The 14,832-nt window shown below is 62.9% G+C and carries 11 protein-coding genes; 10 read left to right on the top strand and 1 reads right to left on the bottom strand.

Going from position 1 to position 14,832, the window contains the following annotated elements:
• The first annotated feature begins 5 nt into the window (after positions 1–5).
• From ACP59X_RS07405 to ACP59X_RS07360, 10 genes are all read left to right on the top strand, one after another.
• The gene (locus tag ACP59X_RS07405; protein ID WP_428567143.1) at positions 6–2,780 is read left to right on the top strand and encodes a PAS domain S-box protein; all 2,775 of its coding nucleotides are present in this window, start codon (positions 6–8) and stop codon (positions 2,778–2,780) included.
• Between the two features lie 328 nt (positions 2,781–3,108).
• On the top strand, positions 3,109–4,476 hold the full coding sequence (gene dctA, locus ACP59X_RS07400) for a C4-dicarboxylate transporter DctA (protein WP_428567139.1): 1,368 nt from the start codon (positions 3,109–3,111) through the stop codon (positions 4,474–4,476).
• Positions 4,477–4,494: 18 nt separating this feature from the next.
• Positions 4,495–5,154 carry a succinate dehydrogenase/fumarate reductase transmembrane subunit gene (locus tag ACP59X_RS07395; protein WP_428567137.1) on the top strand — a complete coding sequence of 220 codons (660 nt, stop codon included), beginning with the start codon at positions 4,495–4,497 and terminating at the stop codon, positions 5,152–5,154.
• 12 nt (positions 5,155–5,166) lie between these two features.
• Positions 5,167–6,999, top strand: coding sequence for a fumarate reductase flavoprotein subunit (locus ACP59X_RS07390; RefSeq protein WP_428567134.1), 1,833 nt, complete (start codon positions 5,167–5,169; stop codon positions 6,997–6,999).
• A gap of 136 nt (positions 7,000–7,135) precedes the next feature.
• Complete coding sequence (locus ACP59X_RS07385) at positions 7,136–7,891, top strand: fumarate reductase iron-sulfur subunit (protein WP_428567131.1); 756 nt, start codon at positions 7,136–7,138, stop codon at positions 7,889–7,891.
• Position 7,892: 1 nt separating this feature from the next.
• On the top strand, positions 7,893–8,732 hold the full coding sequence (locus tag ACP59X_RS07380) for a fumarate hydratase (protein WP_428567126.1): 840 nt from the start codon (positions 7,893–7,895) through the stop codon (positions 8,730–8,732).
• Entirely contained in the window at positions 8,732–9,286 is a 555-nt protein-coding gene (locus ACP59X_RS07375) for a Fe-S-containing hydro-lyase (RefSeq protein WP_428567122.1), read from the top strand. Before ACP59X_RS07380 ends, ACP59X_RS07375 begins: the two co-directional genes overlap by 1 nt.
• A 20-nt stretch (positions 9,287–9,306) precedes the next feature.
• Positions 9,307–10,161: a sulfide/dihydroorotate dehydrogenase-like FAD/NAD-binding protein gene (locus tag ACP59X_RS07370; protein WP_428567120.1), complete on the top strand. Its 855-nt coding sequence runs from the start codon at positions 9,307–9,309 to the stop codon at positions 10,159–10,161.
• Positions 10,139–11,617, top strand: a complete 1,479-nt coding sequence (gltA, locus tag ACP59X_RS07365; protein ID WP_428567117.1) for an NADPH-dependent glutamate synthase — start codon at positions 10,139–10,141, stop codon at positions 11,615–11,617. Before ACP59X_RS07370 ends, gltA begins: the two co-directional genes overlap by 23 nt.
• Positions 11,618–11,645: 28 nt before the next feature.
• A complete protein-coding gene (locus tag ACP59X_RS07360; protein ID WP_428567115.1) occupies positions 11,646–12,965 on the top strand; it encodes a malic enzyme-like NAD(P)-binding protein in 1,320 nt (439 codons plus the stop codon).
• Between the two features lie 74 nt (positions 12,966–13,039).
• On the opposite strand, the gene ACP59X_RS07355 is transcribed toward ACP59X_RS07360, so the two are convergent.
• Positions 13,040–14,491, bottom strand: a complete 1,452-nt coding sequence (locus ACP59X_RS07355) for a hypothetical protein (protein WP_428567108.1) — start codon at positions 14,489–14,491, stop codon at positions 13,040–13,042.
• Positions 14,492–14,832: the final 341 nt, after the last annotated feature.

Genomic DNA, 14,832 nt, shown 5'->3' with positions numbered 1-14,832 from the left:
CGGCCATGCCCTGCCTCGATCCCGTCACCGTCGGCGTGGTCCTGGTCGACGACGACGGGCTCGTTGTCGAGGCCGACATCGAGGCCCGCCGGCTGCTCGACCTGGAGCTTGCCGGCCCCAAGCCCCCGCACTGGCGCGACCTGCGCCTGTCGGCCTCGGTCCACGAGCCCCCGGCCGGCCAGGGCCGGCTGTTGCGCCGGGAAAACGGCGACGGCCGACCGCGCTGGTTTCTCCTGTCCAAGCGGCCCCTGCGCCTGGCCGGGGAGCCCATCTACGTCTTCAGCCTGGCCGACCTGACCGGCCTCGTCGGCGAGCTCGACAAGTACGAGGGCTTTTTCACCAACGCCGTGGAAGGCATCTTCCAGTCCAGCCCCGAGGGCCGCTTCCTGGCCGTCAACCCGGCCCTGGCCCGCATCCTCGGCTACGACGGCCCCGAGGACATGATCACCCGGCTCACCGACCTGCGCTCGGAACTCTACGTGGACCCGGCCGACCGGGACAAGCTCCTGGAGGGGCTGGCCCGCAACGGCCAGGTCACGGGCCTGGAAACCCGCTTCTACCGCAAGGACGGGGCCGTCAAATGGATCTCCCAGGCCGCCCGGGTGGTGCGCGACGAGGCCGGGGCGGTGCGCTACATCGAAGGCCTCAACATCGACATCACGGCCCGCAAGCGGGCCGAGGAAGCCTACAACGACATCCTCGAGCGCTACCGCCTCATCGTCACCGGCAGCATCGACGGCGTCATCCTGTGCGGCCCGGACGGGGCCATCCTCACGGCCAACCCGGAAACGGAACGCATCTTCGGCCTGTCCGAGCCGGAACTGATCCTGTCCGGGCTTCGGGGCGTCATCGACGACGCGACCGGCGACCTGGCCCGGGCCCTGGAGGCGCTTGCAGCCACGCGGCGGTTTCGCGGCGAACTGACCGGCCGCCGGGCCGGTGGCGCGGCCGTGCCCCTGGAGGTCTCGGCCAGCGGCTTTTCCCACAAGGGCGGCGCCGACCACGGCGTGTGGATCGTGCGCGACGTGACCGACCGCAAACAGGCCGAATCGGTACTGCGCGAATCCGAGGAGAAATTCCGCCGCACCTTCGACCAGTCGCCCATCGGCGCGAGCATCCTGTCGCTTTCCTACCACTTCCTGCGCGTCAACGACGCGCTGTGCCGCATCACCGGCTACGCCGAAAACGAGCTGCTCGAAAAATCCATGGTCGCCATCACCCATCCCGACGACCGGCCGGCGACCATCGCCTGGGCCGAGCGGCTGCTGGCCGGCGAGTTCGACCGCTACGAGATCGACAAGCGCTACGTGCGCGGCGACGGCGGCATCGTCTGGGTGCACCTGTCGGTGCGCCTGATCCGCGACGTGGCCGGCCGGCCGCTCTACTTCATGCCCATGGTCCAGGACGTGACCGAACGGGTCACGGCCGAGGCCGGCATGCGGGCGCTGCTGGCCGAAAAGGAATCCCTGCGCTTAAACCTCGAGGCCGTCTTCCGGGCCATCCCCGACGCCATCGTGGTGGTGGACACGCGCATGCGGGTCATCCGCACCAACCGGGCCCTGACCGACGTCTGCTTCGTCGGCGACATCAAGACCGGGCCGGGCGGGCAGCAGGTGGTGGCCGGGGCCTGCCGCCGGGGCTGCTTCGCGGCGCTGCGCGAGACGCTGTCCACCCAGAAGCCGGTCATCGAATACCGGGTGGAATGCAAGGGCCAGAACCCGGGGCGGGTGGTGGTCATCAACTCCATGCCGCTGACCGGCGAAACCGGGGGGTTTAACGGCGCGGTGCTGCTCATCCGCGACATCACCCGCCTGGCCGACCTGGAAAAACGCCTGACCGACCTGCACGGCCACCGGGGCATGATCGGCAAGTCCAAGGCCATGCGCGGTATCTATTCGGTCCTGGACCAGTTGGCCGACGTGGACACCACCGTGCTCGTCACCGGCGAATCCGGCACGGGCAAGGAACTGGCCGCCGAAGCCATCCACTACGGCGGGGCGCGCGCGAAAAAACCCCTGGTCAAGGTCAACTGCTCGGCGCTTTCCGACGAACTGCTCGGCAGCGAACTGTTCGGCCACGTGCGCGGCGCCTTCACCGGGGCCATCCGGGACAAGGTCGGCCGGTTCGAGGCGGCCCAGGGCGGGGCGATCTTCCTCGACGAGATCGGCGACATCTCGCCGCGCCTGCAACTGGGGCTTTTGCGCGTGCTGGAAAGCAAGGAGTTCGAGCGGGTGGGCGAGGCCAAGACCCGCAAGGCCGACGTGCGGGTCATCGCCGCCACCAACGTGGACCTGCCCGAGCGCATCCGGGCCGGGCGCTTCCGGGCCGACCTCTACTACCGGCTCAAGGTGGTGGAGGTGCGCCTGCCGCCCTTGCGCGACCGGGCCGAGGACATCCCGCTTCTGGCCGAGCACTTCCTGCGCCACTTCGCGGCCGGCTTCGGCAAGGCCATCAGCCGGCTGTCCGAGGAAGCCATGGGCATCCTCATGGCCTACCCCTGGCCGGGCAACGTGCGCGAGCTCAAGTACGCCATGGAGCATGCCTGCGTGCTGTGCCGCGAGGGCGAACTGCTGCCCGGCCACCTGCCGCCGGAACTCCATGCCCCGCCAGCCTACCCGGCGGCCGAGGCGCTGCCCGCGCCGCGCCGGGGCGGCCTGACCCGGGAGGCTGTCCGGGCGGCCCTGGCCGCGGCCGGCGGCAACCGGTCTCTGGCCGCCCGTCGCCTCGGGGTGGATCGGCGGACGCTGTACCGCAACATGGAGCGGCTGGGTCTTTCGTGACCGTCACTGTGGCGTACGCCACATATTTACGCCACACCTGTGGCACTAACGCCCCACACAATGCCCCACACTCTTCTTGGCGCGTCTTTTGTGCCGAGATATCTCATTGTAATAATACGCTTTTATTTCATTACATATTCTCAATATATTGGCACGTTCATTGCCTTTAGCCCTGCTAACGGCGTGGTTCGCCTGACCACGCTGGACAGCGCCACACGGGCGCGCCGACGGCAGCGGCGCCCGGGCGGCAGCGGCAACGCCCCCAGGGCGACAAACCAATCCGGCGGACATGCCGACCGCCGGGTGCGCAACCAAGGAGCACTTTCCCATGAGCGGCCACAAAGCGATCTACAAGTCTTTGTATTTCTGGGTCATCTTCGGCATCGTCGCCGGCATCGTCCTGGGGCTCGTTCCGGCCACCAAGGGCTTTGCCGAATCCATGCAGCCGTTTGGCACCGCCTTTATCCGCATGGTCAAGATGATCATCGCCCCGATCATCTTCTGCACCGTGGTCACCGGCATCGCCAAGATGGGCGACATGGGGAAAGTCGGCCGCGTCGGCATCAAGTGCATGCTCTATTTCTGGACCATGACCCTGTTTGCCTTGGCCATTGGCCTCGTGGTCGTCAACCTCTACAAGCCGGGCTCCGGCATGGACGACTACGCCGCCAAGATGCAGTCCAACCAGAAGGAAATCGCCAAGGTCGAGGACTTCGCCGGCAAGGCCAAGAAGATGTCCACCGTGGACTTCCTCATGAACATCGTGCCCACCTCCGTGGTCGACGCCTTTGCCAAGGGCGAAATCCTGCAAGTGCTCTTTTTCTCCATCCTTTTCGGCGTCGGCCTGGCCAACCTGGGCGAGAAGGCCAAGAATTTCGTCAAGATCATCGACGAGTTCTCGCGAGGGCTGTTCAAAGTCGTGCACTACATCATGTACTTCGCACCCTTCGGCGCCTTCGGCGCCATGGCCTACGTCGTGGCTTCCCAGGGCACCGAAGCGCTGTTCAAACTCCTCTACCTCATGCTCGGCGTGTACACGACCTGCATCATTTTCATCTTCGTGGTCCTGGCCGTGGTCTGCCGCATGGCCAAATTCTCCCTGTGGCGCTACCTGTGCTACATCAAGGAAGAGATCCTGCTGGTGCTCGGCACCTCCTCTTCCGAAGCCGCCCTGCCCCGCATGATGGCCAAGCTGGAAAACGCCGGCGCCGACAAGTCCGTGGTCGGCCTGTGCCTGCCCATGGGCTACTCCTTCAACCTGGACGGCACCTGCATCTACCTGACCATGGCCGCCGTGTTCCTGGCCCAGGCCACCAATACGCCGCTGGACATCTCCCACCAGCTCTATCTGCTCTTCATCCTGCTCCTCACCTCCAAGGGCGCGGCCGCGGTCACCGGCGGCGGCTTCATCACCCTGGCCGCCACATTGCAGACGGTCGGCACCATTCCGGTGGCTTCGCTCACCCTGCTCCTTGGCGTCGACCGCTTCATGTCCGAGGCCCGGGCCATCACCAACCTGATCGGCAACGGCATCGCCACCATCGTCGTGGCCAAGTGGGAAAACGCCCTGGACGAACGCAAGCTGGCCGCCGTGCTCTCCGGCGCCGACGACGAATACGCCGACGACCCGGAAGACATGCTTATCCTTGAAGAATCCTCGGAAACTGCTACTGTGCCCGCATCCATCAAACCCTAACCGGACGGAGGGGAAACGATGTCCGTACCCAGCACGGCGACCCACGAGGGCCTGCCCGTCGGCAAGCTTTCGGCCTATTTCGACTGGCTGCAGATGCTCACCGGCGCGGCGCTCATCCTTTTCATGTGGTGCCACCTGATCCTGGTGTCGAGCATCCTGCTCGGCCCCGGCGTCATGAATGCCCTGGCCTGGTTCTTCGAGGCCACCTACATGGCGCAGGTCGGCGGCCCGCTCATTTTCCTGGCCTTCCTGCTCCATTTCGTCCTGGCCGCCCGCAAGATTCCCTTCGCCACCGGCCAGCAGCGCCTGATGCTTTCCAACGCCAAGCGCATGCGCCACCCCGACACCTGGCTGTGGATCGTCCAGGCCACCACGGCCATGGGCATCCTCATCATGGGCGGCATCCACATGTGGGTGGTGCTGACCAACCTGCCCATTACCGCCGAGAAATCGGCCGCCCGCATCCAGACCGGCTTCTGGTTCGTCTTTTACCTCTTCCTGCTCCCCATGGTGGAGCTGCACGTCGGCATCGGCTTCTACCGCATCCTGGTCAAGTGGGGCTTCGTGGACCGGTCCGGCCGCTGGGCCATCAAGAAGAAGGAAAACCTGCTGACCGGCATCTTCATCGCCATCGGCCTGCTGTCGCTGCTGCGCTACTACTTCCTCTCGATCAAATAAGGACGCAACCACATGAAAATCATTCAGACCGATCTTCTGTGCATTGGTGCGGGCCTTGCCGGCGAGCGCGTGGCCATCGAGGCGGCCGACAACGGCTTTTCCGTCATCTGCCTGTCCATCGTCCCGGCCAGGCGCTCCCACTCCTCGGCCGCCCAGGGCGGCATGCAGGCGGCGCTCGGCAACTCGGCCATGGGCGAGGGCGATTCCCCGGACGTCCATTTCGCCGACACGGTCAAGGGCTCGGACTGGGGTTGCGACCAGGAAGTGGCCCGGCTGTTCGTCGACGCCGCGCCCATCGCCATGCGCCAGATGGCTTTCTGGGGCGTGCCCTGGAACCGCGTCGTGCCGGGCGAACAGACCTACTACAAGGGCGGCAAGCCGTTTACCGCCTTCGAGAAGCCGGAAAACGAGGGCCTGATCCACTCGCGCAACTTCGGCGGCACGGCCAAGTGGCGCACCTGCTACACCTCCGACGGCACCGGCCACTGCGTCCTGTACACCCTGGACAACCGGGCCGCCCAGATGGGCGTCAACGTCGTGGACAAGGTCGAGGCCATCGCGCTCATTCATGACGGCGACACCTGCATGGGCGCCATCGCCCGCTGCCTCAAGACCGGCGAACTGACCGCCTACCTGGCCCGGGCGACGCTGATTGCCACCGGCGGGTTCGGCCGCATCTACCGCGAGTCCACCAACGCCGTCATTTGCGACGGCGGCGGGCTGATCACCGCCCTCGACACCGGCGTGGTGTCCCTTGGCAACATGGAGGCGGTGCAGTTCCACCCGACCGGCATCGTGCCCACGGACATCCTGGTCACCGAAGGCTGCCGCGGCGACGGCGGCACCCTGCTCGATAAAAACGAATACCGCTTCATGCCCGACTACGAGCCGGACAAGGCCGAGCTGGCCTCCCGCGACGTGGTCAGCCGCCGCATGACCGAGCACATGCGCAAGGGCCTGGGCGTACCCTCGCCCTACGGCGACCACCTTTGGCTCGACATCCGCCACCTCGGCGAACACCACATCCGCACCAAACTGCGCGAAGTGGATGAAATCTGCCAGTCGTTCCTGGGCGTGGACCCGGTCCACCAGCTCATCCCCGTGCGCCCCACCCAGCACTACTCCATGGGCGGCGTGCGCACCAACAAGGACGGCGCGGCCTACGGCCTCAACGGCCTGTTCTCGGCCGGCGAATCCGCCTGCTGGGACATGCACGGCTTCAACCGCCTGGGCGGCAACTCCCTGGCCGAGACCGTGGTCGCCGGCATGATCATCGGCGGCAAGATCGTGGAATACTTGAAAGGCACGGACACGACCTTCTCCACCGCCGCCGTGCGCGACGCCATGGCCAAGCAGACCGCCCGCATCGCTGACCTCGTCGCCTGCAAAAACGGCAGCGAGAACCCCTACACCGTGCGCAACGCCATGTTCGACTCCATCATGAAGGGCGCCGGCATCTTTAGAAACGGCAAGGACCTGGAGAAGTGCGTGGCCGAACTCCAGGAGATCCTCGGCCGCGCCCGCAAGGTCGGCCTGCGCAGCAACGGCAAGGGCGCCAACCCCGAACTGACCATGGCGCTCAAAATCGAAGGCATGGTCAAGCTCGCCCTGTGCGTGGCCTACGGCGCCTTGCAGCGCACCGAATCGCGCGGCGCCCACACCCGCGAGGACTTCCCCGAACGCAACGACCGCGACTGGCTCACCCGTACGCTCGCCACCTGGGCTCCCGGCGCCGACCTGCCCACCCTCAAGTACGAACCGGCAACCGCGGTCTTCGAGATGCCCCCCGGCGACCGCGGCTACGGCGGCGGCAAGATCATCCCCATGGATGCGCCCAAGGCGTAGGAGTGGGAGAGGGAAGAGAAGAGGAAGATGCCTCCGGCGGCCGGGAGGGGATGATCCCCTCCCGGACCCTCCCCGATGGGGGGGGTGGCCTTCGGCTGAGACAGCCTGCGGGTGTGAACACAAGGAGAATACGAAGATGGGTAGAACGCTGACCTTTAATATATTCCGGTACAATCCGGCCGATGCGGCCTCGTCGCCGCACATGGACCGCTTCACCCTGGACGAGACCGAGCGCATGACCCTTTTTATCGCGCTCAACCGCATCCGCGAGGAGCTCGACCCCACGCTGATGTTCGACTTCTGCTGCCGGGCCGGCATCTGCGGCGCCTGCGCCATGGTCATCAACGGCCGCCCGGGCCTGGCCTGCCACACCAAGACCAAGGACCTGCCCGACGAGATCACCTTGATGCCCTTGCCGGTCTTCAAGCTCGTCGGCGACCTCTCGGTCGATACCGGCACCTGGTTTCGCGGCATGTACCAGAAGGTCGAATCCTGGGTGCATACCAACAAGGTCTTCGACCCCAAGGCCCAGGAAGAGCGCATGGACAATGCCCTGGCCGAGCAGATCTACGAACTCGACCGCTGCATCGAATGCGGCTGCTGCGTGGCCGCCTGCGGCACGGCCATCATGCGCGAGGATTTCCTCGGCGCCGTGGCCCTCAACCGCCTGGCCCGGTTCATCCTCGACCCGCGCGACCAGCGCACCGAGAAGGACTACTTCGATATCGTCGGCACCGATGAGGGCATCTTCGGCTGCATGGGACTTTTAGCCTGCGAGGACGTCTGCCCCAAGGAGATCCCCCTCCAGGAACAGCTCGGCAAGCTGCGCCGCAAGATGGCCCTGGCCGCCGTGAAAAACATTCTGCCGAAATTCCTCAAAAAGGACTTCTAGCATGAAGACGATCCAGGCATCCGACATTGTGGAAGCCGTGGCCGCCATGTGCATCACGGCCAACCACGAGCTGCCCGCCGACGTCCAGGCCGCCTTCGAGGCCTGTCACGCCGCCGAGGAAGCCCCGGCGGCCAAGGAGATCTTCCGGCAACTCCTGGAAAACTCGGAGCTCTCCCGCACCACCAACCTGCCCCTGTGCCAGGACACGGGCCTTGGCGTGTTTTTCGTCGAGGTCGGCGAGGGCGTGAAGGTGGAAGGCGGCAGCCTGCGCGCGGCGATAAACGACGGCATGATCAAGGGCTACAAGGACGGCTACCTGCGCAAGTCCTCCTGCGATCCGTTTAGCCGCAAAAATACCGGCGACAACGCCCCGGCGATTATCCACTTCGACATCGTGCCCGGCGACAAACTGAAGATTTGCATGATGGCCAAGGGCGGCGGCTCGGAGAACATGTCGCGCGTCACCATGCTCGCCCCGGCCCAGGGCTGGAAGGGCATCAAGGAGTTTGTCGTCAGCCGCGTGGCCGAGGCCGGCCCCAACCCCTGCCCGCCGACCATCGTGGGCGTCGGCATCGGCGGCAACTTCGAGCTGGCGGCCATCAACTCCAAAAAGGCGCTGATGCGGGCGCTTGACGACACCCATCCCGATCCCGAGATCGCCAAACTCGAGGCGGAACTCCTCGAAGCCATCAACAACCTCGGCATCGGCCCCATGGGCCTTGGCGGCAAGACCACCAGCCTTGGCGTCAAGATCATGCTCGCGCCCTGCCACCTGGCCAGCCTGCCGCTTGCCGTCAACATCCAGTGCCACAGCGCCCGCCACAAGGAGGTCACCTTCTAATGGCCGAATACCACCTGACCACCCCGCTTTCCGACGCGGACGTGGAGCAGCTCCAATCCGGCGACGTGGTCTTTGTCTCCGGCCACATCTACACCGCCCGCGACGCCGCCCACAAACGGCTCGTGGAAACTCTCGACGCCGGAAACACCCTCCCCTTTGACCTGAAAGGCGCGCTCATCTACTATGTCGGCCCCTCCCCCGCGCCTCCGGGGCGACCCATCGGCGCGGCCGGACCCACCACCAGCTACCGCATGGATACCTATGCCCCCAGGCTCCATTCCCTGGGGCTCAAGGGTTCCATCGGCAAGGGCAAGCGCAACGACGCCGTCAAGGCGGCCCTGCGCGAGCACAAGGCGGTGTATCTGGGGGCCACGGGCGGCGCCGGGGCGCTTCTTTCCCAGCGCATCACCGACGCCAAGGTCATCGCCTACGAAGACCTCGGCCCTGAGGCTATCCGGGAGTTGACGGTTAAGGACTTCCCGCTGCTGGTCATCAACGATTGCCACGGCGGCGAGTTGTACGTGAAGCCCAACCTCGGAGAAGCCGCGCCCTGAGGGCGCGCAGCGGAGCACCAATGCCAAGCCGCATCCTGCGCAAACGAAGGCTCATTCCGGGCCAGACCACGGAACTGGTCATCGAAGCCCCGCACATCGCCGTCAAGGCGAAGCCCGGGAACTTCGTGATCCTGCGGGTCTGGGAGGAAGGGGAACGCATCCCCCTGACCATCGCCGACACCGACTCGCAAGCCGGCACCATCACCCTGGTGTACCTGATCATGGGCAAGACCACCGCCCATCTGGACACCCTGGAGGAAGGTGACGCCATCCTCGACCTGTGCGGACCGCTGGGGCGCCCCACGGAAATCCACAAGCTCGACGGACCGGTCATTTGCGTGGGCGGCGGCACCGGAATCGCCGCCATGCACCACATCGCCAAGGGCCATCATATGGCCGGCAACCATGTGGTGACCATCATCGGCGCGCGTTGCGAGGACTTGCTGCTTTTTCGCGACGAACTGTGCTCCTTTTGCCCCGAGGTCCTCATCAGCACCAACGACGGCAGCTGCGGCCGGCAGGGTTTCGTCACGGACCTGCTGGTCGAGCGCCTGACCGAAGACAAGACCGTGGCCGAAGTGGTGGCCATCGGCCCCGTGCCCATGATGCGGGCCGTGGCTGAGGCCACCAAACCCTTTGGCGTGAGGACCACGGTCAGCCTCAATTCGATCATGGTGGACGGCATCGGCATGTGCGGCGCCTGCCGGGTTGGCGTCGGCGGCGAGACCAAATTCGCCTGCGTCGACGGCCCGGAATTCGACGGCCACTTGGTGGACTTCGCCGGCCTCTCGGCTCGGCTGACGGCCTTCAAGGAACAAGAACGCGTCTCTTACGAGGAGTTTAAAAAAAGCCATGTCTGCCAATGCTCCAAGTAAGAAGGCCAAGGCCCCCCGCACCGCCATGCCCGAACAGGACCCGAAAGCCCGGGCCCGCAACTTCAGCGAAGTAGCCCTGGGCTACACCGAGGCCATGGCCGCCGCCGAGGCGGCCCGCTGCCTGCAATGCAAGAAGCCGGCCTGCCGCAAGGGCTGCCCGGTGGAAATCGACATCCCCGCCTTCATCAAAAAGATCGTGGAATGCGACCATGACGGCGCTTATGCCGTCCTTCGCGAAACCAATTCCCTGCCGGCCGTGTGCGGCCGGGTCTGCCCCCAGGAGACCCAGTGCGAGGGTTCGTGCATCCTCGGCAAAAAGGGCGAGCCCGTGGCCATCGGCCGCCTGGAACGGTTCGTGGCCGACACCTACCTGGCCAAATCGGCCTGCGACACGGTCACCGGCGGCCCGGCCTGCGCCATGCCCCGCGACGACCTGAAGGTCGCCTGCATCGGCTCGGGGCCGAGTAGCCTCACCTGCGCCGGCTACCTGGCCGCCCGGGGCATTGCGGTCACGGTCTTCGAGGCCCTGCACGAGGTCGGCGGCGTGCTCGTCTACGGCATCCCCGAGTTCCGCCTGCCCAAGGCCGTGGTGCGCCAGGAAGTCGAAGCCATGCGGGCCCTTGGCGTGGAATTTCGCACCAACTGGGTCGGCGGCAAGACCGTCACCGTGCCGGAACTTCTGGAATCGGGCTACAATGCCGTCTTCATCGGCGTGGGCGCCGGGCTGCCGCGTTTTCTCGGCATCCCGGGCGAAAACCTCATCGGCGTCTTCTCGGCCAACGAGTACTTGACCCGGGTCAACCTCGGCCGGGCCTACAAGTTCCCGGCCGCCGACACGCCAACCTTCCCGGCCAAGCATGTCGTGGTCTTCGGCGGCGGCAACGTGGCCATGGACTCGGCCCGCACGGCCATGCGCCTGGGGGCCGAAAAGGTCTCCCTGGCCTACCGCCGCACCGAGCACGAGATGCCCTGCCGGCTGGAGGAACTCCACCACGCCAAGGAGGAAGGCCTCGAAATCCTGTGCTTAAACGCCCCGCTGGAATTTATCGGGGACGAAAACGGCCGGCTCAAACAGATCGCCATGCAAAAGATGATGCTCGGCGAACCCGACGAATCCGGGCGCTGCGCGCCGGTGGCCTGCCAGGGCGACACCTGCGTGCTCGACGCCGACATGGCCATCGTGGCCGTGGGCACCGGAGCCAACCCGCTGATCAGCCAGACCACGCCGGGCCTTGAAACCTATCGCCGGGGCTACATCGTCGCCGATGCGGCCACGGGCGAAACCTCCATACCCAACGTCTTTGCCGGCGGCGACATCGTTACCGGCGCGGCCACGGTCATCTCGGCCATGGGCGCCGGCCGCCGGGCGGCCAAAGCCATTGCCGAACGCCTGCTCGGCCCGGCCGCGGCCGATCCGCCACAGGCCCAAGCGGCGGACGATCCCGCCGACGCGTAGAGCACCACAACCCCCCAAGGAGTCCCACATGGCCCTTTTCACCAAGGAAGAAGCGCTCAAATACCATTCCGTCTGGCGCACCGGCAAAATCGAGACCGTGCCGATCAAGCCCTGCCGCAACCAGAAGGACCTTTCGCTCGCCTATTCCCCGGGCGTGGCCCAGGCCTGCCTGGAAATCGCCGCCGACCCGGAAAACGTGTGGAAATACACCAACCGGGGCAACCTGGTGGCCGTGGTCTCCAACGGGACGGCCGTGCTCGGCCTTGGCAACATCGGCCCCAAGGCCGGCAAGCCGGTCATGGAAGGCAAGGGCGTGCTGTTTAAGATCTTTGCCGACATCGACGTCTACGACATCAACCTCGACACCAAGGACCCCGAGAAGGTGATCGAGACGGTCAAGCTGCTCGAACCGACCTTCGGGGCCATCAACCTGGAAGACATCAAGGCGCCGGAGTGCTTCGAGATCGAACAGCGCCTCATTGAAATGATGGACATCCCGGTCTTCCACGACGACCAGCACGGCACGGCCATCATCTCCGGCGCCGGCATCCTCAATGCCGTGGAGATCGCCGGCAAGAAGATCGAGGACCTCAAAATCGTGGTTTCGGGCGCGGGCGCGGCGGCCATCGCCTGCTCCAAGTTCTACGTGGCGCTGGGCGTCGACCCGGCCAACATCGCCATGTTCGACTCCAAGGGCCACATCCACGCCGGCCGCACCGGCCTGCATCCGACCAAGGCCCAGTTCGCCCAGAAAAAGGCCTATGCCAACCTGGCCGAAGCCTTCAAGGGCGCCGACGTGTTCCTGGGCCTTTCCACCAAGGGCCTGGTGTCCCAGGACATGGTCAAATCCATGGCCAATAGCCCGATCATCTTCGCCATGGCCAACCCCGATCCGGAAATCCCCTACAACGACGCCAAGCAGGCCCGCCCGGACGCCATCATGGGCACCGGCCGTTCGGATTTCCCCAACCAGGTCAACAACGTCTCCGGCTTCCCGTTCATCTTCCGCGGGGCGCTCGATGTCGGTTCGAAGAAGATCAACGAGGAGATGAAGATGGCCGCGGCCAAGTCCCTGGCCGCCCTGGCCAAGGAGCCGGTGCCGGTCGAGGTCATGGACATGTACGGCGAAAAAGACGTGAAGTTCGGCATCGACTACGTTATCCCCAAGGCGCTGGACTTCCGCATGCTGGAATGGGAAGCCCCGGCCGTGGCCAAGGCGGCCATGGACACGGGCGTGGCCAAGGTCAACATCGACCTGGTGCAGTACAAAAAGGACCTGCGCGCGCGCATCGACGCCTCGCACAAGCGCATCGAAGCCTACGTGGCCACCTACAACTACGACTTCTAGCCGCGAAACCGCACGCGGTCATGAGGGATGCCCCGGCCCGGGAAACCGGGCCGGGGCTTTTTACGACGGTCCATTCATTTCATATCCAGGAGAATTTCTTTTGCTCTAGACTGATCCCTCGTATGGGGTGTACATTGTCTGATCTTGCTTCTCAATATATTCTCTTTTACCATAGAATATACTTTCATAATTTTTTGAGTCGAGTGTCCGCGCTCGGTTACATATTCAATTATATCACTCTCAGATTGTAAGGATTTCGTGCAGACAAGCATTATATCATAACTATTAGGATCGAAGCAGTCAATTGAAGACACTTGTCTGCCAAGCACGAAGCTTCCTATTTTCTGGGGATAGCCATCACAAAGACTTATGGATTTTGCAGCCATTTCCGAAACCAGGGGGATGACTATCTTTGCCACATCGGATATACCATAGAGAACAACCCGTTTGCCGGCAAACGCTTGTTGCCCAATAACAGCCGCAACGTTCTCTTCCTTCAACAAATCAGGTAAAAAGAAATCGACAACCGACTGGTTGCCGAGCATTATATTGAACAACTTCACATAGAACAAATCTTCCCAACGAGACAAGATGGCATCAATCATTTCACCTTTATCTATGCCACGCCGATATGTCTTGAGGATTCCATAAGCCTGGAATATATCATCGCCCCATCCGTCTCGTATTAAACAGGCCGCCTTTGCCAGCATCAACGTATTTATATAATTATCGTTCTTGTTTATTCTGGCCACTGCCGCGTCATAAATACCCAACTTATCTTTCATCGAAAGAGTATCCAAAAAATTCATTTCCAACATTTCTTCAGGCACGGGCTTTGTATACAAGAAAGCGACGGTGCCCCCCTCTGGCGAATCAATATATTCAAAATAATCGCGGAAAACGCCCATCGTCAAGGGCACATCAATTTCACTGATAGATATGAAATCCTGCTGAACAACTATTGAGCGGCCGGGGATGAGGCAAGGGAAAAATGTTCTTGCAACTTTATATGCTAATTCTGTTGTCTTAACAACGTCTACAAAGAGAATCTCAACAGGTTCACCAGTCCAGTTTTGGCATATTAAATCCCCCTTATGAGGTTCAACGATACGCCGGCCATCTGCAATATTGTCAAGAAAATAAGGCAGAAGATCGGCCCCTCTACGCAGCTCCCGGCCTGGGAAATACTTCTGCCACGCAGTATAAAAAAACCACAAGTCATAGGAGTGGATAATACTACCTGTGTCAGAAATTGCTGGATTCGCCAAAACACCCATCGCCAGAGCTCGTGTCGAGCTTCCGGCCAGAGGGCCGAGGTCAACGATCTTTCCTGCACCAACGTAGTAATTTCTTGCCAACCAGTACAAAAAGCAGCGCTCATCGAACGAAATCATCGACGGAATATCACGAAGAACATCAGAATCAGCACCCAAATCTCGCCATGGTGCCAAAACGTCACCAAACAACAACTGATCTATTATCTTTCCTGCACTCATTCTGTCTCTACCGCCTAGATTAAACTGCACAAACCGTCCTCATCTTGCTATTATCAGGCAAGACTTTATACTTTCAATGCTAACAGAATAAATAAATCATCTGAATTATTGCAATAACACAACATCAATGCCTGAAAAAATGCGCCACGAATCGCGAAAATTCCCCGTTGGCAACAGCGGTTCATTCCCTATACTTGAGACAACCTTTCTACATTTTTCCATTTCATATCAAAATAAACATGCCCGTGGCAGGCAGCTCTGTCAAGCCAGAGGCAAAGACAGATTCACAAATCCTCTCGCCAGCGCCATCCACCTCTGTACTGAATGTTACACCTCTCTAATTGAATTATTATGGGCCGCAATCGCTTCAA

It is taken from the genome of Solidesulfovibrio sp. DCME, assembly GCF_049995385.1.
GTDB lineage: Bacteria > Desulfobacterota > Desulfovibrionia > Desulfovibrionales > Desulfovibrionaceae > Solidesulfovibrio.
Note: the sequence above shows the minus strand (reverse complement) of the source record. Positions and strands in the feature narration are given on the sequence as shown.